This is a genomic window from Pseudotabrizicola sediminis, from assembly GCF_004745575.1.
In the GTDB taxonomy this organism is placed as follows: domain Bacteria; phylum Pseudomonadota; class Alphaproteobacteria; order Rhodobacterales; family Rhodobacteraceae; genus Pseudotabrizicola; species Pseudotabrizicola sediminis.
In genome coordinates this window covers 146476-165239 of the sequence record NZ_RPEM01000006.1, presented here as the reverse complement: position 1 = coordinate 165239, position 18764 = coordinate 146476, and the positions used below count along the sequence as shown (strand labels likewise).

Here is an 18764-nt window from a genome sequence, read left to right as displayed (position 1 = left end):
AGATATGCGTGGCAAAGGGGGCGATGCAACCCCGATTGACCATCCTGCCGATCGGAATACTCTTGCAATCAAAAGGAGTCGCAGATGACCGATGGCGCAAAACTGCTGACCGAGATGAATGACCGGTCCCGTGAGGTGTTCCGGCGCGTGGTGGAAGGCTACCTCACCTCTGGCGAACCCGTCGGCTCGCGCAGCCTCACGCGCAGCATGACCGAGAAGGTGTCGGCTGCAACCATTCGCAATGTGATGCAGGATCTCGAATTTCTGGGCCTCCTCGACAGCCCGCATATCTCTGCCGGTCGCATCCCCACGCAGCGTGGCCTGCGGATGTTCGTCGACGGCCTGCTTGAAGTCGGAACCGTCGCGCAGGAAGACCGCGACAAGATCGACGCAACCTTCACCGACTCCGACCGCGATGTGGCCTCGCTGCTCGATCAGGTCGGGTCCGCCCTCTCTGGCATCACGCGCGGCGCAAGTCTGGTGCTGTCGCCAAAACGTGAGGCGCCGATCAAGCATATCGAATTCGTCAGCCTGGCAGCGGACCGGGCGCTGGTGGTGCTGGTCTTTGCCGATGGTCATGTCGAAAACCGCTTGTTCACGCCGCCTGCCGGGCAAACCCCATCCTCCATGCGCGAGGCCGCGAATTTCCTCAACGCGCTCGCCGAAGGCCGCACCCTGTCTGATCTGCGCCGCACCATGACGCAGGATATCGCCCTGCATCGTCAGGAGATCGACGTTCTGGCTCGCGATCTGGTCGAAAGCGGTATCGCGATCTGGGAAAACGGCGGCGAGCAAGGGGAGCGGCTGATCGTGCGTGGCCGCGCCAACCTGCTCGAAGGTGCCACCGAAGGGCTGGAGATCGACCGCATCCGCATCCTGTTCGACGATCTGGAGCGCAAGCGAGACATCGCCGATTTCCTTGAACTGACCGAGTCCGGCGACGGTGTGCGCATTTTTATTGGCTCCGAGAACAAGCTTTTCTCACTTTCGGGTTCCTCTCTGGTGGTCTCTCCCTATATGAACGCTGATCGCAAGATCATCGGTGCCGTTGGCGTCATTGGTCCGACGCGGCTGAACTACGGCCGTATCGTTCCGATTGTCGATTACACGGCCCAGCTTGTCGGGCGGATGGTATCCGAACGCGGCAAGGGCTAATCAGCCGATGATCGGCAAAAGGTTTGTGTAAGGAAGACAGCAGATGGCTCAGGAAAACCCCAGCCCCGACACGACAGAATTCGAAAGCGTGGAAGATTTCGTCCAAGCCGATGAACTCGACGCCCTGCGCGCCGAACGCGATGACATGCGCGACCGCTTCATGCGCGCCCTTGCGGATGCCGAAAATTCCCGTAAGCGCGCCGATCGTGACCGGCGCGAGGCTGAACAATACGGCAGCACCCGGCTCGCCCGCGATCTTCTCCCGGTGTTTGACAACCTCAAACGCGCACTCGACGCGACAACCGACGAAACCCGCAGCCACGCCGCCGCCCTGATCGAAGGGGTGGAGCTAACCCTGCGCGAGCTGACCCAGGTCATGACCAAACATGGCATGATCCCGATCTCCCCCTTGCCGGGTGATGCGTTTGATCCCCAACTGCATCAGGCCATGTTCGAAGCTCCGGTTCCGGGCACCAAGGCAGGCAACATCATTCAGGTGATGACCGAAGGCTTCATGCTGCATGACCGACTTTTGCGCCCGGCGCAGGTCGGCGTCTCGTCCACGCCCGCAAACTGATCATTCCCGGGGTGGCCGCTCAGGCCACCCGCTTGCCCTGCACCCAGGTGCCACGCACCGCCGCCGCCGCCCCCATGCGCGCCACACGCAAAACATCCGCCCGCGCGCCCGGCACCAACTGGCCACGATCCCTCAGCCCAGTCGCAAGGGCCGGGGCCTGCGTCACACAGGCCACCCCGCGCGCCACATCCCCCCACAGATCGCCCAGCAACAAGGCCGCCGACAACAGCGATGACGGCACATAGTCTGACGACACGATGTCCAGCAAATCCGCCTCGGCCAATTCGCTTGCCGCCACATTCCCCGAATGCGACCCGCCCCGGATCAGGTTCGGCGCCCCCATCATCACCTTGATGCCGTGCTGACGGCAGGCAATCGCCGCCTCAACCGTGGTCGGAAACTCGGCAAAGGTCACCCCATGCCCCGATGACACCGCCACCTGCGGCGCAGTCGTGTCGTCATGGCTGGCCAATGTGGCCCCGTAGCGCCGGCTCTCCGCCACCGCCGTCGCCTCATGCAGCGCCCCAAGCCGGTCGCGCAGCGCGCGCTGGCCGCTCACATGGGCGTCGAACTCATCATCGCTCATGCCATGCTTGCCGCAGACATAATCCTTCAATTTCGAGACATCCCGGAACTGCCGCTCACCCGGCGTATGGTCCATCAGGCTGACAATGCCGATCCGGTCATCTGGCCCGAACTTCGCCATCTCGTCCACCAGCGTCTCTGAACACACTTCCGCCCGCAGGTGCAGAAAATGGCTGATCCGCAGGGCGCCACGCGCCCGCAGGTCCAGAATCTCATCCGCCAGCGCACGGGCATACTCCCCGTAATTCGCCTTGGCGTTCGAGGTCACCGATCCCACCCGCAGGGCATCAAACACCGTGGTAATCCCCACGCTGGCCAGTTCCGCATCATGCGCGATGATCGCCGCCTGATGCGGCCAGTTCACGCGCGGCCGTGGCTCGATATGCCGCTCCAGATTGTCGGTGTGCAGCTCGATCAGCCCCGGCATCACCAGATCGCCGTCGCACTCCACCGCGCCCGCCACATGGGATGCTCCCTCGCTGATATCCGCGATCCGGCCATCCTTCATCTGCAGGCTGCCCCGGATCACCTCGCCTGGCAGCACCAGAACGGCGTTTTGCAGAATAACTTCACTCATGTCTCAAGTCCTGTCTTGCGATCCGTGGGGCAGGGGGTCCAATGACATTAACCCGTCACACCCGTGTGACAAAGCCACCCTATCCCGCCACCATGGATCAGATGAAACGCTTCGCTATCTTCTATGCCCCGCGCCCCGGCCCCTTCGCCGAGGCAACCGCCGCCCTTTTGGGCTGGGACAGTGCCAGTGCCCGTCCGGCACCGCAACCCGACCTGCCCGGATTGCCGATGCCCTTGGCCGGTCTGACCACCGATCCGCGCAAATACGGCTTTCACGGCACCCTCCGCGCGCCGTTCCGTCCGGCGGATGGGCTTGGCGCGGATGACGTGGCAGATGCCGTCCGCACCTTGTCGCGCCAGCTGTCCCCCGCCACCTGCGACGGCCTGAGCGTGCAAAACCTGCACGGCTTCGTCGCCCTGACGCCCATGGGCGATACCTCTGCCCTCAACACCCTCGCGGCACAGGTGGTGCGCGCCACCAACCCCCTGCGCGCCCCGATGACCGGGGCTGAACGCGCCCGCCGTCGCCCTGAAAGCCTCAGCCCCCGCCAGTTGGCGCTGCTCGACACATGGGGCTATCCGCATGTGATGGAGGACTTCCACTTTCACCTCACGCTGACCAACATGCTGCCCGCGGATCACGCCGCGCAGACCGCCCCGGTCCTGTCCGCCCATCTCGCCCCAGTCCTGCCAAAGCCCTTCGCCATCGAAGACCTCTGCCTGTTCTGCGAAGATGCGGATGGCCGCTTTCATCTGCTGCACCGCTTCCCGCTCTCCGGGTAGACCGCCGCCAGAAACCGCGCGATGCCGTCCTCGGCGCTGCCATCATTCACCACTACACGCGGCACCACGCCGTCCGGCAGCTCAAACCCCGCCCGATCAAGCCGCGCGCGAACATCCTCCACCGTCTCACGCCCCCGCGCCGCCAGCCGCGCCGCCAGCACCTCCACCGGGGCGGTCACCACAATGACCACCAAATCCGGGATCAGATCCAGTGCCGCAGGCAGCGCCGCCCGCGACCCGTTGAACAGCACCGGCCCCGGCCCCTCCAGCTGCGCCGCCGGAATGCCATACCACAACCCATGCGCCTGCCAGTCCAGCGCAAATTCCCCCGCCGCGCGCCGCGCCAGAAACGCATCCTCCGTCACACCCTCGAAATCCTCGCCCCCCGCATTACCGGGCCGGGTAATCACCCGCCGCACCAGCCGCAAACCGGGGTCCCGCGCGCAAGCCCCGGCAATCAGCGTGTCTTTCCCCGCACCCGATGGCCCGACCACCGCAAAGATCATGCCGCCAGCCCGGGGGTAAATCCGGTCACATCCACCAGCCGGTCACAGACCCGCGCCCGCGCGCCCTCATCATGGAAGATTCCCAAAATCGCCGCCCCCCGCGCCTTTGCCTCCTCGATCAGCGTCAGCACAACCTCGCGGTTCACCGCATCAAGACTGGCGGTCGGCTCGTCCAGCAACAGCACCGGAAAGGCATGGGCAAAGCCGCGCGCGATGTTCACCCGCTGCTGCTCGCCGCCCGAAAACGTGGTGGGCGACAGTGACCACAACCGCTGCGGAATGTTCAGCCGCGACAACAGCTCCTCTGCCCGCGCCCGCGCCTGCCCCACCGGGCGCCCCAGCTGCAACAGCGGTTCGGCCACCACATCCACCGTCGCCACCCGTGGCACCACCCGCAGGAACTGGCTGACATAGCCCAACGTGCTGCGCCGCAAGGCGATGATCTCACGAGGGCTGGCCCGCGCCACATCAACGCCTGCCACCACAAGGCTGCCCCCGGCGGTCAGGTAATTGCCGTACACCATCCGCATCAGCGTCGACTTGCCCGACCCCGATTGCCCGGTCAGCCCCACACACTCTCCCGCCGCAATCCGCAGGCTCGCTCCCGCCATCACCGGAATGACCACGCCCCCCTGATTGTGCAGGGTGAATGTTTTCGACAGATTGGTAATCTCGATCATCGGCATCTCTCAGACCTGCAAAACAGAAGAGACCAGCAGCTGCGTATAGGCATCCTGCGGATCGTCCAGCACCTGATCGGTCAGACCCTGTTCCACCACACGGCCCCCCTTCATCACCATCAGCCGGTCGGCCAGCAACCGCACCACCGCCAGATCATGCGTCACGATGATGACCGACAGCCCCATATCCCGCACTAGCCCGCGCAACAGGTCCAAAAGCCGCGCCTGCACGCTGACATCAAGACCGCCCGTCGGCTCGTCCATGAACACCAGCCGCGGCCCGGTCACCAGATTGCGCGCGATCTGCAACCGTTGCTGCATCCCGCCGGAAAAGGCGCTCGGCCGGTCGTCGATCCGGTCGGCTGCAATCTCCACCCGGCCCAGCCAGTCCGCCGCCGCGCCCCGGATCTCGCCATAATGGCGCGCCCCCACCGCCATCAACCGCTCGCCCACATTTCCGCCCGCGCTCACCCCCATCCGCAACCCGTCGCGCGGGTTCTGGTGCACATAGGCCCATTCGGTGCGCGAAAGCCGCCGCCGTTCCGTCTCCGCCATCGCCAGCACATCGCGGCCCGAATAAGTCACCTGCCCCTCATCGGGCACCAGATGCCCGGCAAGGCAAGACAGCAGCGTCGATTTCCCCGACCCGCTTTCCCCCACAATCCCCATCACCTCGCCGGGGAACAGATCAAACGACACATCGCTGCAGCCGATCCGCGCGCCATAGCGCTTGGTCAGCCCGGTCACGCTCAGCAACGGCTGATCCAGCGCCGCCCGCATATCCGCTTCCACCACGCCCATCACACCACCTCCGCCGGTGACAATCGCCCGCGATGCCCCGCCGCCTGCCGCCCGGCACAGAAATCGGTGTCGGAACACACAAACATCCGCCCGCCCGCATCGTCGATGATCACCTCATCCAGATAGCTTTCATCCGCCCCGCACAGATCGCAATCATGCGGCGCCTTGGATGCCACAAACGGATGGTCGTCGAAATCGAGGCTCACCACCTGTGTATAGGGCGGCACCGCATAGATCCGCTGCTCGCGCCCCGCGCCAAACAGCTGAATCGCCGGGCAATCCCCCAGTTTCGGGTTGTCGAACTTCGGAATGGGCGATGGGTCCATCACATAGCGCCCCTCCACCTTCACCGGATAGGCATAGCTGGTGGCAATCTCGCCATGCCGCGCGATGTCCTCATACAGTTTCACATGCATCAGCCCGTATTCTTCCAGCTCATGCATCTTCCGCGTCTCCGCTTCGCGCGGTTCCAAAAACCGCAGCGGCTCCGGGATCGGCACCTGATAGACCAAGATCTGCCCCTCGCGCAGTGGCGCTTCGGGAATCCGGTGCCGGGTCTGGATCACGCTGGCCTCACCCGTCGACTCGGTCACCCGCACCCCCGCCGTGCGCTGAAAGAATTTGCGGATGCTCACCGCGTTGGTGGTGTCATCCGCACCCTGATCGATCACCTTCAGCACATCTTCCGGCGTCAGGCAGGCAGCGGTCACCTGCACCCCACCTGTGCCCCAACCATAAGGCATCGGCATCTCGCGGCTGGCAAACGGCACCTGATAGCCCGGCACCGCCAGCCCCTTCAGGATCGCGCGGCGGATCATCCGCTTGGTCTGTTCGTCCAGATAGGCGAAGTTATAGGCCTGATCGGTCATTCCGCCGCCTCCTGCACAGCCATCGCCTCGGCCCGCAACCGCCGCACCAGTTCCAGCTCGGATTGAAAATCCACGTAATGCGGCAGCTTGATATGCTCCAGAAACCCGGTCGCCTGAATGTTGTCGCAATGCATCAACACGAATTCCTCATCCTGTGCCGGTGCGCCGGTGTCATCCTCGCCCAACTCTTTCCAGCGCAGGGCGCGGTCCACCAGAGACATCGCAATCGCCTTCCGTTCGCTTTGGCCAAACACCAACCCATACCCTCGCGTGAACTGCGGCGGCTCGGTCTTTGACCCTTTGAACTGGTTGACCGTTTCACATTCGGTCAGCTCCACCTCGCCAATCTCGATTGCGAACCCCAGTTCAGGAATGTCCATCTCCACCGCCACCCTGCCAATGCGCAACTCCCCCACAAAGGCATGCGTGCGCCCATAGCCGCGCTGCGTGGAATAGGCCATCGACAGCACAAACCCCTCATCCCCCCGCGTGATCGCCTGCAACCGCAAGGCGCGGTCGGCGGGCAGTTCCATCGGCTCGCGGGTCAGATCGGGCGGCGTGGCGTCAGACCGTTCCGCCCCCTCGATCAACCCATCGCGGTTCAGAAACCCCGTTACATGCGGCACCGGCCCCGCCAGCGCCGGGGCGGTCGCCGCTTCCGGCACCGCGGCCTCTGCCGCCAGTTTGAAATCCAGCAGACGGTGCGTATAGTCAAACGTCGGCCCCAATATCTGCCCGCCGGGCAGATCCTTGAACGTGGCACTCACCCGCCGATCCACCGCCATTGCCCCGGTATCCACCGGGTTCGACGCGCCCAGCCGGGGCAGGGTGGTGCGATAGGCTCGGATCAGGAACACCGCTTCAATCAGATCACCGCGCGCCTGCTTGATCGCCAAAGCCGCCAGATCAGGGTCGAAAAGCGACCCCTCCGCCATCACCCGGTTCACCGCCAGCGCCAGCTGCTCACGGATCTGCGCCACGCCCAGTTCCGCCACGCCCGGATCACCCCGGCGCTCTTCGGCCAGCCAGGCATGGGCATTGTCGATGGCCCGCTCGCCGCCCTTGACCGCTACATACATGCCGCGCCCTCCACTTTCGTTGATCGGGGCAGGGCGGCCACGCGGTCGCCTGCGGTAAAAATGAAGTCCAGACCCAGCGGAAACTGCACCGCATTGCGCTGAAACGCGGCAATCTCGGGCAGCGACAGGCGCGCCGCATCCTTGATCCCGGGCCCGGTCAGCCTAGCGCCTGCATTTGTCAGGTCGTTCATCAGCACGATCAGCGTCGCCGCCCGGTCCGGGTAATCCGGATCACCGGGGTGAAACCGCCCAAGCGGCAGCAGATCCTGCCATCGCCCCACCGCAAACATCGCCCCCTCAGCCCCAACCAAAGGCGCGCCGATGTGAAAGGTGATCCAATCGCGCACCGGCTGGCAATCGGCATCCCCTGCCAGATGCACCGGCGCGGTGCCATCCGCCAGCGTCAGAAGAACGGTGCCCGCCGCAACCGTCAGGGGGGCCGGTGGTACCGCCCCTTCAACCGTCCAGATCGTACCGGGGCGCGAAACAGCTTCTAACACCGCCCGAAACGCCCGTGCAGCCTGTTCCGGCGGATGGGAAAACCCGCCGCCAAGGGCTATGCCTGTCATGCGTCTTCTCCCCGCACCATGGTAAAGAAATCAACCTTCGTCGCAGCCGCCTTTTCGGCGCGCTGCACCCGTGCCACATCGGCCTCTGCCACCAACACATCCAGCACCGTGGTCTGCAACCGCTCTGCCTGATCCGTCTGCATCAGCGCGTCCAGTGCGGCGGCGCGCATCGCATGCGCCTGGTCGCGCCCCTGCACATAGCCATGCCCCACCGTGCCATCCGCCAGCCGGACCGAGCAGCGCGTCACCGTCATCTCGCCCAGATTGAACGGCGCACCCGTGGCACCGACCCGGCCCCGCACCATCACGGCGCCAATCTCTGGTGGGCGCAGCGGCTCCAACGCTGGCAACTCCGGCATCAACGCGGCCAACCGCGCCGGATCGGCCTTGGCCAGCGCCGACATCCAGTCGCGCCGCGCGGTTTGATCTGTGGGTGAGTCTGCGTTCATTCTGCCCCCGACATCTTGCCAAGTTGTCTAGCATACTATACAACTAGACAAATGTTACGCCTCAACCGCCCATCCCGCAACCACCAAAGGCGTGAATTTTTCATGACAGACCCCACCACCCGCACCGCGCTGTGGACCTCCATCGCCGAAACCCTGTCGGTCGAAATTGCCCGTGGCCACTACCGCCCCGGTGACAAGCTGCCGACCGAATCGCAGCTTTCCGCGCGCTTCGGGGTGAACCGGCACACCGTGCGGCATGCGGTCCAGTCTTTGGTGCAGGCCGGCACGCTGCATTCGCGGCGCGGGTCGGGGGTCTATGTGATGGTGCAGCCGACAGAGTATCCCTTGGGCCTGCGGGTGCGGTTTCATCAGAACATCACAGCCTCGGGGCGCACAGCCTCGCGCCAGATCAACCGGCTGGAAACCCGGGCCTGCGACGCCGTGGAGGCCGAGGCTTTGGGCCTTGCGCCAGGCGCGCCGGTCCATGTGGTGGAGGGGGTGTCGATGGCGGACGGGCAGCCGGTTGCCACGTTCCGCTCGGTCTTCCCGGCGGAGCGGTTTCCCGACCTGCTGACCCATGCGGCGGAAAACCCGTCGATCACGGCGGCTTTGTCGGCCTGCGGGCTGTCCGATTACACCCGGCGGGCCACAAAAATCACCGCGCGGTTGGCAACGGCGGTGCAGGCTGTTGCGCTGCGGCTGGCCGAAGGCGCGGCAATTCTGCGGTCAGAGGCGGTGAATACGGATCTGTCTGGCCAGCCGGTGGAATACGGGCTGACATGGTTTGCCGGTGACCGGGTGACACTGACCCATACGCCGGACAGCCCCCCTTAACCGTTGTACTTGTCGAGAAACGCTTCGGCCTTGAGCACCCGGAAATCCGGCAGCGCGGCGCGCAGACGGTCATGGTCCCAATCCCACCACGCCAGCGCCAGCAACCGCGCCGCGATCTCATCCGGAAAGCGGGGGCGCAGCGGGCTCGCCGGGACGCCCGCCACGATGGTATAGGGCGGCACGTCACGGGTGACGACCGCGCCCGAGGCAATGACGGCCCCTGCGCCGATGGTCACATCAGGCTTGATGATCGCGCCATGGCCGATCCAGGTATCCGGGCCAACCACCGTACGGCGGCTTTGGCGGCGTTCGAAGAACCCCGCGTCATCCGCGGCGTCGTCCCAGTAATAGCTGGACCGGTAGACAAAATGGTGCAGGCTGGCATGGTCCATCGGGTGATCCGTCGGGCCGATGCGGACCATGGCGGCGATGTTGGCGAACTTGCCCACTGTGGTATTGGCAATGTCGGCCAACCGGTCGCAATAGGCATAATCCTCGAAGTCGGAGTTTAGCACGCGACTGTCCGCCCCCACCTCGACCCACGCCCCCAACCGGCTGTTCACAATCTGGCAGCCCGGATGGATCAGCGGGTCAGTGGCAGAGAGCTTGGGCATCTATTCCCCCTTGATCAGCTTGCGGCGCAGCCAGCCCGACAGGCTGTCCATCGCCATCACCATCAGCACGATCAGCGTCATGTAATAGGCTACCTCTTCCCAATCCTTCTGGGTCTGGATCGCTTGGGTCAGCAAAAGCCCGATTCCGCCGCCCACAATCGCGCCGATCACGGTGGCGCTGCGGGTGTTGGATTCCAGATAATACAGCACCTGCGACAAAAGCACCGGCGTCACCTGCGGAATAACGCCAAAGCGGGCGCGCAGCAGGCTGTTGGCCCCGGTGGACCGCACGCCTTCGACCTGCTTGTCGTCGATATTCTCCAGCGCTTCGGAAAACATCTTGCCGAACGATCCGGTGTCGGTAATCAGGATCGCCAGCGCGCCGGTCATCGGGCCGGGGCCAAAGGCGCGGCTCAGGATGATGGTCCAGATCAGCCCGTCCACCCCGCGGATGAAATCGAACACCCGGCGCAGGCCAAAGCGCACTGGCGCCAGCGGGTTGAAGTTGCTGGCCGCTACAAACCCAAGAGGCAGCGCGATGATCGCCGCGCCCATGGTGCCAAGAAAGGCCATTAAAATCGTCTCGAACAAGGCCCAGACGACGTCGCCATGCCGCCACATCTTGTTCGTCCAGACTTCGTTTACCATGTAGGAAACGTTGCTGCGGGCGGGATCGATGCGGTCACCGGACAGGGCGAGACCCACCAGTTCCAGCGGACCCTTACCCGAAAACGGACTGTCAAGCGTGAAAAAGAACAGCTCCCAGCCGAACTGATAGCGGAAGGTTTCAACCTTTGACCTCGTGTAGCTGAAACGCCCAGCAGGCGTGGTCACCGAAACGCGGGTGTCGCTGACGTTGATCCATGACGGCAGGGGCTGCGGCGCGTTCAGTATCAGGCGGTCGCCATCGGGGCGGATGTCGATGGTGCCGTAATCGGGCACGACGAAGCGCGCGCCATCGCTGTCATAGGTGACAACACTGCCTTTGCCGAGGTCGATTGTTGTGACCTCGCCCGTGGTGATCACCCATTCGGGCAACCGGTCGGGCGGATAGGTGCCCTTGCCTTCACCCTCGACCGAGACGGTCAGCTTGCCGTCGCGATTGTCGCGGGTGACATGGGTTTTGTGCGTGACGAAGTCCGACAACAGGATCGCGGCATTGTCTAGCTTGGCACGCTGCGCCAGCCCGGCCAGATCGAAGGCGACGGCGGTATAGGCCAGATAGAGCAGGATCAGGGCGGGCACGGCAAAAGCCATCAGGCGCTTGCGCGCAAAGCTTTTGGTAACAGTCTCGGCCAGAGACGGCGGAATCGGGCTGGCGGTCAGGGCACTGGCGGTCATTGGGCGGCCTTTGTCTCTGGGTCATAAGTGGGATTCGGGACGGCGCGCATGGATCAACGCCCCTTGACCAGACGGTTGCGGAAGTGGTCCGAGGTGCGGTCGATGACCACGATGGCAAAGAACAAGAGGAGGAAGATCGCCACCACCTCGTCATACCGGCCCTGACCCCATTGCATCGCAAGCTTCAGGTCATGGCCGATGCCGCCTTCGCCGACAAAGCCGAGGATGGCCGAGGCACGCACGTTGATCTCGAACCGCAGCAATGCATAGGACAGCCAATTTGGCGCCACTTGCGGGATCACCCCCAGCCACATCTGCTGGGTCCAGCTGGCCCCCACCGATTGCAGCCCTTCAACCGGCTTCAGGTCGGCGTTTTCCGCCACTTCAGAGAAGAGTTTGCCCAAAGCCCCGCCGGTATGCAGGGCGATGGCAATGACGGCGGGCACTGGGCCACCGCCCAGAATATAGATCAGCACCAGAGCAATCACGATTTCCGGGATTGCGCGCAGCGCATCCATGCTGCGGCGGAACACCGGGATCATCCGGGGCCAGCGGGCAAGGCCGCGCGTGGCCAGCAGCGACAGGCTCATCGCGGCGACACCGCCCAGAAGGGTGGCGACGGCGGCGATATTGAGCGTCTCGATCAGGGCGGGAATATGATCGATGAACAAGGCGGGGATCAGGGCGCGCTTTACCCATGCCTCAGCCACGACCTCGGACGGAAAGTCAAAAACATTGAGGATGCCGTTCCAGAACCCACCCGCGTTGCGGCTGTCGGCCAGCATCCAGCCCGAGGCGAGCGTGGCAATGAACAGCGCCAGCAGAATGCCGCCATACATCCGCTTGCGGCGGACCATGTCCAGATAGCTGTCCTGAATGCTGGCGGTGTCGGGGCGCTTTCCCCGCTCTGGCCCGAAGGCGATATCAACCATGGTGGCCCCCAAAAAATTGCCGGGCCACCCATGGGGCGGCCCGGCAGATTGGTTCTGAAATTACATGCCGTCTTGCTGGCGACGGACTTCGATCATGGTTTCATAGACATCATGGCCGACTTCGGTGAAGCCGGCGGTTTCACCTGCGGCGATGTTGTAGGTGCAGTCCTTGTCCTTGTCGATCAAACCCATGGTCAGGTCGATGATGCTTTGCTTGACATCCTGCGGCAGGGCGCGGCGCAGAACGATCGGACCTTCCGGGATCGGCTTGGAGCGCCAGATTTCGACCAGATCGTTCATGTCGACCAGACCGGCATCCGAGGCCTTGCGCAGCGCGCCGGAGTTATAGCCGTCTTCCCAGTCGCCCTGACCGTCGGCCCAGGTCACGCCGGCATCGACATCCCCGTTCTTTACCGCAACGATGGTCTGTTCGTGACCGCCGGTGAACTTCACGTCGCCATAGAATTCACCCGGCTCGATCGAATAGCCCGATTGCGGCAGTTCCACGCGCGGGATCAGATAGCCCGAAGCCGAGTTCGGGTCGTTGAAGGACATGACCTTGCCCTTCATGTCATCCATCGACGTGATGCCGCTGTCGGCGCGGGCGAAGCCGATGGAATAGTAGGTATAGGTCTTGTCGAGGTTGGTTTTCACCATGGCCACGTCAACCGCTTCGGGGTTGGTCAGGTAAACCTTGGCATAGGCTGATGGCCCAAGCCACGCCATATCGATGGTGCCGCCCAGCAGGCCCTGGATCACGCCGTCATAGTCGGCGGGGGCAAACAGTTTGACCGGCACACCGATGGCTTCTTCAACGTATTTGCGGAAGCATTCGTTGCTCGTCATGCGGTCCTGGGCGTTTTCGCCGCCAAGGATACCGATGTTGAAGCCGGTGATGGCGTCCTGTGCCATGGCGGTGCCGGCAAGGGCGGTAGAGGCGATGAGGGAAAGGAGCAGCGGTTTCATCAGGGTTTCCTGTGGTTGATGGCCGAAGCGGCCGTTGGAAGTCGGGAAAATCAGGACAGCATCGCGTCGGCATAGACGCGGTCGGCTGTGGCATCCGTGGGAATCGCGGTAGAGGTCGCGGATTCGTTGAATGACGCATCGGCGCCGTAAATGTCGCGGGCCACCCCGGTCGACAGCTGGTCCGGTGTGCCGTCAAACACGATGCGCCCATCGCGCATGCCGATCACCCGGTCGCAATAGCGCCGCGCGGTGTCCAGCGTGTGCAGGTTGGCGATGACCATGCGGCCATCCTCGACATTGATCTTTTTCAGCGCGTCCATCACGATCTGCGCATTCATCGGGTCAAGGCTGGCGATGGGCTCATCCGCCAGAATGATCTTGGGGTCCTGCATCAGCGCCCGTGCAATCGCCACGCGCTGCTGCTGGCCGCCCGACAACGCCTCGGTCCGTTTCGGGGCCTGTTCGGCGATGCCAAGACGGTCAAGGATCTCCAGCGCGCGGATGATGTCGGCGCGGGGCCACAGGTTGAACATGGTCTGCATCGTCGACCGGCGGTTCAGGATGCCGTGCAGCACGTTCGACGCCACATCCATGCGCGGCACCAGATTGAACTGCTGAAAGATCATCGCGCACTGGCTTTGCCAGGCGCGCGCCTGCGCGCCACGCAGCGCCAGAATATCGGTGCCATCCACCATGATCTGCCCGAATGTCGCATCGGTCAGCCGGTTCATCATGCGCAGGAAGGTGGATTTGCCGGCACCCGACCGCCCGATGATGCCGACAAAGGCCGGGCCGGTGACAGTAAAGCTGACCCGGTCCACAGCGGCCTTGGTCCCGAACATTCGGGTTACGTCTTTCACGTCCAGCATATGGCAGCCCCCAATTCACTTGGGCGCTGCATAGGCGCAGAGTGTGACGGTTCCCCTGCGGATGTGTGAATTTCTGGTAACGAGGCGGCTAAAGCAGCTGCTTCAGATCATAGACCAGACGCAGCGCGTCAATCGGGGTCAGCTCGTCGGGGCTGATGCCTTGCAGCCGCGCTTCCACGGCCGAGGTTTTGGCGGCGGGTTTGGGCGTGGCCTGCGCGGGAGCCGCGCGAAACAGCGGCAGATCGTCGATCAGCGCCATCTGCTTGCCGCCATCCCTGTCGCCCTTCTCCAGCGCCTCCAGCACGGTTTTCGCCCTATCCACCACCGATTGCGGCAGCCCGGCCAGCCGCGCCACCTGCACGCCGTAGCTGCGGTCAGCGGCCCCCTTGCGCACCTCGTGCAGGAAAATCACATCGCCTTCCCACTCCTTGACTGCAACGGTGGCGTTCTCCACGCCTGCCAGCTTGCCCGCCAGCGCCGTCAACTCATGGTAATGCGTGGCGAACAGCGCGCGGCAGCGGTTGGTCTCGTGCAGGTGTTCCAACGTGGCCCAGGCAATCGACAACCCGTCATAAGTCGCCGTGCCGCGCCCGATTTCGTCCAAAATCACCAGCGCCCGGTCATCCGCCTGATTGAGGATGGCGGCGGTTTCCACCATCTCCACCATGAAGGTCGACCGCCCGCGTGCCAGATCATCGGCAGCCCCCACCCGGCTGAACAATTGGCTGACCATCCCGATATGGGCGCTGGTCGCAGGCACAAAACTGCCCGCCTGCGCCAGCAACGCAATCAGCGCGTTCTGCCGCAGAAAGGTGGACTTCCCCGCCATGTTCGGCCCGGTCAGCAGCCAGATCGCGGGCGTGCTCGCCTCGGTCAGCGCGCAATCGTTGGCCACAAATGGCCCCGCGCCCTGCCGTTTCAGCGCACGTTCCACCACCGGATGCCGCCCGCCGGTAATGGTAAAGGCGTGGCTGTCATCGACCACGGGTTCGGCCCAATCCTCCGCCACCGCCAGATCGGCAAACCCGGCCGCCAGATCAATCTCTGCCAACGCCCGCGCCGTGGCCCCGATGGGGCCCGACTGCGCCATGATGGCCGCTTTCAGGGCATCATAGTGCCGCTTTTCAATCTCCAGCGCGTGGTTGCCCGCATTCAGAATCCGCGTCTCGATCGCGTTAAGATCAACAGTCGTGAAGCGCACTTGCCCCGCCGTGGTCTGGCGATGAATGAACAACTCGGGCTTGGCGCGCATCGCGTCTTCATGGGTGGTCGTCACCTCGATGAAGTAGCCCAGCACATTGTTATGCTTGATCTTCAGCCCCGGCACGCCCGACGCCGCCGCATACTCGGCCTGCATCTTGCCAATGACAGAGCGGCCCTGATCGCGCAGTGTGCGGATCTCGTCCAGTTCCGCATCATATCCTGTGGCAACAAAGCCCCCGTCCCGTGCCAGCAAAGGCGGCTCCGCCACCAGCGCCGCATCCAGCAGCCCAACAAGTTCGTCATGCCCCAGCAACGCCGTTGCCGCCCCGGCCAGCACCTCAGGCGCACCCTGTAGCAACGGCTGCATCGCCCCGGCCTGCGCCAGCCCGGCGCGGATGGCGGCAAGATCACGCGGCCCGCCCCGGTCCAGCGCCAGCCGCGACAGCGCGCGGTCAATATCCGGCACGCGGCGCAGATGGCCGCGCAGATCTTCGCGCAACCGACCCTGTTCCAGCAAAAACCGCACCGATTCATGCCGGGCGCGGATGATGGCCAAGTCGCAGGACGGCGCCGACAGCCGCCGTTCCAGCAGCCGCGCGCCCGCCGGGGTCACCGTCCGGTCCACCGCCAGCAAAAGCGAGCCTTCCCGTCCACCCGACAGCGCCTGCGTCAGTTCCAGATTGCGCCGCGTGGCAAAATCAATCTGCACAGCACCCCCCGCGCTTTCCCGCACCGGCGGGCGCAGCAGCGGCAGCTTGCCGCGCTGGGTCAGGTCAAGGTAATCGACCAGCGCGCCCATGGCCGATACCTCGGCCCGGTCAAAGGCACCAAAGGCATCCAGCGACGCCACGGCGAACAGCGCACACAGCCGCTTTTCCGCCGACACAGAGTCGAAACTGCCACGCGACAGCGGCGTCAGCGCCGCCCCCATGTCGGCCGCAATCCCCGCAAGGTCGCGGTCGTGCGCCTCGCTCACCAGCACCTCACGCGGGGCAAGCCGCGCCAGTTCCGGCGATAGCCGCGCCATCGGGCAGGGGATCACCCGCAATTCGCCAGTGGAGATATCCGCCCAGGCCAGCGCCGCCTGATCCCGCACCTCGGACCAGGCGCACAGATAATTGTGCCGCCGCGCATCCAGCAGCGCATCTTCGGTCAATGTGCCCGGCGTCACCAGCCGCACCACATCACGCTTCACCACCGACTTGGACCCGCGCTTCTTCGCCTCTGCCGGGTCTTCCAGTTGTTCGGCGATGGCCACGCGAAACCCCTTGCGGATCAGCGTCAGCAGATACCCTTCGGCCGCATGCACCGGCACCCCGCACATCGGGATCGGCTCACCCTGATGGAAGCCCCGCTTGGTGAGTGCTATATCCAACGCCTGCGCCGCCGCCAGCGCATCGTCAAAAAACATCTCGTAGAAATCGCCCATGCGATAAAACAGCAAGGCCCCCGGGTTGGCCTGCCGGATCTCAAGGTATTGCGCCATCATCGGCGTCACATTGGCGTCGTCCTGCGGCACACATGGCCCCCCTGCTGCGGGCCGACCCTACAAAACCGGCGCGGTGGGGGGAAGGCCTATCGCTCTGGACCTGTGGGGGCAGCGTGATAGGGTACAGCAAGTGCAGGCGGGTCGGGGGACAGGGTGCGCAATCAGGTTGATGATGAGGCAGAGCCACAGGCGCTGTTCCTCAACCCCGCGCGCGACCCCGGCATCGGGTTCGTCGTGCCCCCGGCCTATTGGTGGCGGCTGCGCGATCCGGGCGTGATCGAAGGGTTCGCCGCATCGGATGATGACACCATGAACGCTCGGATCGACGCGCATCTGAGGCAGGTCAAACGGCACCGGGCCTTCACACGGGTGGCCGAAGTGAATGTGGTGCCCGTGCTGCTGGAGGCGGCGGCATTCCGCAAATCCCATGCCACGGCGGGCGGCAAGGCCCTGCTGAACGGCGCGTCGGGCGCACGGCTTTTGAACCGCTTTGGCTGGGACCGGCCCGGCCAAGATGCCGAAGCGGCGCTGGGCCGGTATTTCGCCGCCTGTCAGGCCGCGAATGCAGGCGCGGTGCTGCCGCAGGGGGTGGTACCAAAAGGCGTGGATTTCGCCATCGAATGCCGCAACACTTTCAACTACTTCCACTTTCTTACCGAAACGCTCAGCCAGCTTTGTGTGCTGGACGGGCTCGCCTTCACGGGCCGGGTGTATCTGCACTTTCCCAACCATCCCGAAAAGACCCGCACCTTTGTGCGCGGCTTCATCGACGCGCTGTTCCCCGAACTGGCCGATCGTGTGGTGCTGGAACGCGCGCCAAAAGATTACCCGCGCGTGCTGTCGGCCTTCAGCTTTCAATGGACCTATTTCCAGATGCCGCCACAGGTTGTCGGGTCACTGGATGGGCTGGCGCTGTCTGATCTGTCCTGGCACGGCCACCGCGCCACCCGCAGCACGCGGGCGGTGCTGGCGATGAACACGGTGGAAACCACGCTTCTGGCGCTGCGGGCGCGAGGGTTGCGGGCGATTGCAGGGCGCGATTTCAGCCATCTGCCAAAACGGTTCTATATCACGCGAAAACCGGGGCAGGCGCGTGACCGGCAGATGCAGGGCGAACCCGCGCTGGTGGAGCTGCTCGAGGCATTCGGGTTCAGGTCGCTGGCTTTCGAGGATCTGACCCCGCTGGAGCAGATCGCCCTGATGGCGCAGGCCGAGGTGATGATATCGGCACATGGCGCGGGCTTTGCCAACATGCTGTTCGCAGGCGATCAGACCACTGTGATAGAGATCGGCACCCTGCAGACCGCGCAAATCCGCTGGGCCGATTTCTGGCCGGTCGCCCATGCCTCGCGCTGTCGCTATGTGTCTTTCATCGCCGATCACCACAGTGACACCCCGCTTGAGGTGCCGGATTTCATCGCCGCCGGGATTCTTGCGCCGCAGCTGTCAGACCGGGGGCTGGGCCGCGTCATGGCCTATGTCGCCGCGCTGTGCGGGCATGTGCCACGGCTTGCCCGGGCACAGGATGTGGCCCTTCTGGCGGGGCAACTGTTGCGCTCCGGCCACATCTTGCCCGCAGAGGCGGTCCTGGACCGGCACGCCGATCTGCAACCGGGCAGCGCTGATCTGTGTCTGGCGCAGGCCGAGCTGCACAAGGCGCGGCAGGAATGGCGGGCAGAGCTGATTGCGCTTTATGCAGCCCGGCAGGCAGATCCGACCCGCTGGCAGGTTCTGGCACAGATCCTGTGGTGCGCGCGCCGTCTGGGCAAGACGCAGGTGCAGGTCTGGGCGATCCGCCTGCTGCAAAGCGAATTTCCCGACCGCATCGCCGAACTGGCAAAGGACCGCGACTGGGTGCAGCAGTTGCTTTGACTGCCTCGCCGATTG

General features: G+C 64.4%; 19 protein-coding genes. 5 read left to right on the top strand and 14 right to left on the bottom strand.

Going from position 1 to position 18764, the window contains the following annotated elements; genetic code table 11:
• Positions 1-84 precede the first annotated feature (84 nt).
• Positions 85-1155, top strand: a complete 1071-nt coding sequence (gene hrcA / locus EEB11_RS10490; protein ID WP_135431082.1) for a heat-inducible transcriptional repressor HrcA — start codon at positions 85-87, stop codon at positions 1153-1155.
• A gap of 43 nt (positions 1156-1198) precedes the next feature.
• Entirely contained in the window at positions 1199-1732 is a 534-nt protein-coding gene (locus tag EEB11_RS10485; RefSeq protein WP_135431080.1) for a nucleotide exchange factor GrpE, read from the top strand.
• Positions 1733-1751: 19 nt separating this feature from the next.
• Here the strand turns inward: EEB11_RS10485 and EEB11_RS10480 are convergent, their stop codons facing one another.
• Positions 1752-2894 (bottom strand): alpha-D-ribose 1-methylphosphonate 5-triphosphate diphosphatase, encoded by a 1143-nt coding sequence (locus tag EEB11_RS10480; RefSeq protein WP_135431079.1) that lies wholly within the window; start codon positions 2892-2894, stop codon positions 1752-1754.
• Positions 2895-2935: 41 nt separating this feature from the next.
• Here EEB11_RS10480 and EEB11_RS10475 point away from each other — a divergent pair, with 41 nt between their 5' ends.
• Positions 2936-3676, top strand: coding sequence for a DUF1045 domain-containing protein (locus EEB11_RS10475; RefSeq protein ID WP_245298860.1), 741 nt, complete (start codon positions 2936-2938; stop codon positions 3674-3676).
• On the opposite strand, the gene EEB11_RS10470 is transcribed toward EEB11_RS10475, so the two are convergent.
• The 7 genes from EEB11_RS10470 to phnG are packed head-to-tail and all read right to left on the bottom strand — an operon-like array spanning position 3643 to position 8629.
• Positions 3643-4182, bottom strand: coding sequence for a ribose 1,5-bisphosphate phosphokinase PhnN (locus EEB11_RS10470; protein ID WP_135431077.1), 540 nt, complete (start codon positions 4180-4182; stop codon positions 3643-3645). The two genes, EEB11_RS10475 and EEB11_RS10470, sit on opposite strands and share 34 nt — an antisense overlap.
• Complete coding sequence (gene phnL, locus EEB11_RS10465) at positions 4179-4862, bottom strand: phosphonate C-P lyase system protein PhnL (RefSeq protein WP_135431076.1); 684 nt, start codon at positions 4860-4862, stop codon at positions 4179-4181. Before phnL ends, EEB11_RS10470 begins: the two co-directional genes overlap by 4 nt.
• Before the next feature lie 9 nt (positions 4863-4871).
• Positions 4872-5663 carry a phosphonate C-P lyase system protein PhnK gene (phnK, locus tag EEB11_RS10460; RefSeq protein ID WP_135431075.1) on the bottom strand — a complete coding sequence of 264 codons (792 nt, stop codon included), beginning with the start codon at positions 5661-5663 and terminating at the stop codon, positions 4872-4874.
• Positions 5663-6532, bottom strand: coding sequence for an alpha-D-ribose 1-methylphosphonate 5-phosphate C-P-lyase PhnJ (locus EEB11_RS10455; protein WP_135431073.1), 870 nt, complete (start codon positions 6530-6532; stop codon positions 5663-5665). Before EEB11_RS10455 ends, phnK begins: the two co-directional genes overlap by 1 nt.
• The gene (locus EEB11_RS10450) at positions 6529-7611 is read right to left on the bottom strand and encodes a carbon-phosphorus lyase complex subunit (protein ID WP_135431072.1); all 1083 of its coding nucleotides are present in this window, start codon (positions 7609-7611) and stop codon (positions 6529-6531) included. The genes EEB11_RS10455 and EEB11_RS10450 overlap by 4 nt, the downstream gene beginning before the upstream one ends.
• Positions 7602-8180, bottom strand: a complete 579-nt coding sequence (gene phnH, locus EEB11_RS10445) for a phosphonate C-P lyase system protein PhnH (RefSeq protein ID WP_135431071.1) — start codon at positions 8178-8180, stop codon at positions 7602-7604. The genes EEB11_RS10450 and phnH overlap by 10 nt, the downstream gene beginning before the upstream one ends.
• On the bottom strand, positions 8177-8629 hold the full coding sequence (gene phnG / locus EEB11_RS10440) for a phosphonate C-P lyase system protein PhnG (protein ID WP_135431070.1): 453 nt from the start codon (positions 8627-8629) through the stop codon (positions 8177-8179). Before phnG ends, phnH begins: the two co-directional genes overlap by 4 nt.
• A 102-nt stretch (positions 8630-8731) precedes the next feature.
• On the opposite strand from phnG, the gene phnF reads away from it, so the two are divergent.
• Positions 8732-9463 (top strand): phosphonate metabolism transcriptional regulator PhnF, encoded by a 732-nt coding sequence (gene phnF, locus EEB11_RS10435; RefSeq protein ID WP_135431068.1) that lies wholly within the window; start codon positions 8732-8734, stop codon positions 9461-9463.
• Here phnF and EEB11_RS10430 read toward each other — a convergent pair.
• The 6 genes from EEB11_RS10430 to mutS form a co-directional block, all read right to left on the bottom strand.
• Positions 9460-10077 (bottom strand): LbetaH domain-containing protein, encoded by a 618-nt coding sequence (locus EEB11_RS10430; protein WP_135431066.1) that lies wholly within the window; start codon positions 10075-10077, stop codon positions 9460-9462. The two genes, phnF and EEB11_RS10430, sit on opposite strands and share 4 nt — an antisense overlap.
• Positions 10078-11418, bottom strand: a complete 1341-nt coding sequence (gene phnE / locus EEB11_RS10425; protein ID WP_135431064.1) for a phosphonate ABC transporter, permease protein PhnE — start codon at positions 11416-11418, stop codon at positions 10078-10080. It lies immediately after the preceding gene.
• 53 nt (positions 11419-11471) lie between these two features.
• A complete protein-coding gene (gene phnE / locus EEB11_RS10420) occupies positions 11472-12350 on the bottom strand; it encodes a phosphonate ABC transporter, permease protein PhnE (protein WP_135431062.1) in 879 nt (292 codons plus the stop codon).
• A 60-nt stretch (positions 12351-12410) separates the two neighbouring features.
• On the bottom strand, positions 12411-13316 hold the full coding sequence (gene phnD / locus EEB11_RS10415; protein WP_135431060.1) for a phosphonate ABC transporter substrate-binding protein: 906 nt from the start codon (positions 13314-13316) through the stop codon (positions 12411-12413).
• Positions 13317-13366: 50 nt separating this feature from the next.
• Entirely contained in the window at positions 13367-14185 is an 819-nt protein-coding gene (gene phnC / locus EEB11_RS10410; protein WP_135431058.1) for a phosphonate ABC transporter ATP-binding protein, read from the bottom strand.
• Positions 14186-14273: 88 nt separating this feature from the next.
• Positions 14274-16877 (bottom strand): DNA mismatch repair protein MutS, encoded by a 2604-nt coding sequence (mutS, locus tag EEB11_RS10405; protein ID WP_135431337.1) that lies wholly within the window; start codon positions 16875-16877, stop codon positions 14274-14276.
• 153 nt (positions 16878-17030) lie between these two features.
• Between mutS and EEB11_RS10400 the strand changes: the two genes are divergently transcribed.
• The gene (locus EEB11_RS10400; RefSeq protein WP_135431056.1) at positions 17031-18749 is read left to right on the top strand and encodes a glycosyltransferase family 61 protein; all 1719 of its coding nucleotides are present in this window, start codon (positions 17031-17033) and stop codon (positions 18747-18749) included.
• Positions 18750-18764 lie beyond the last annotated feature (15 nt).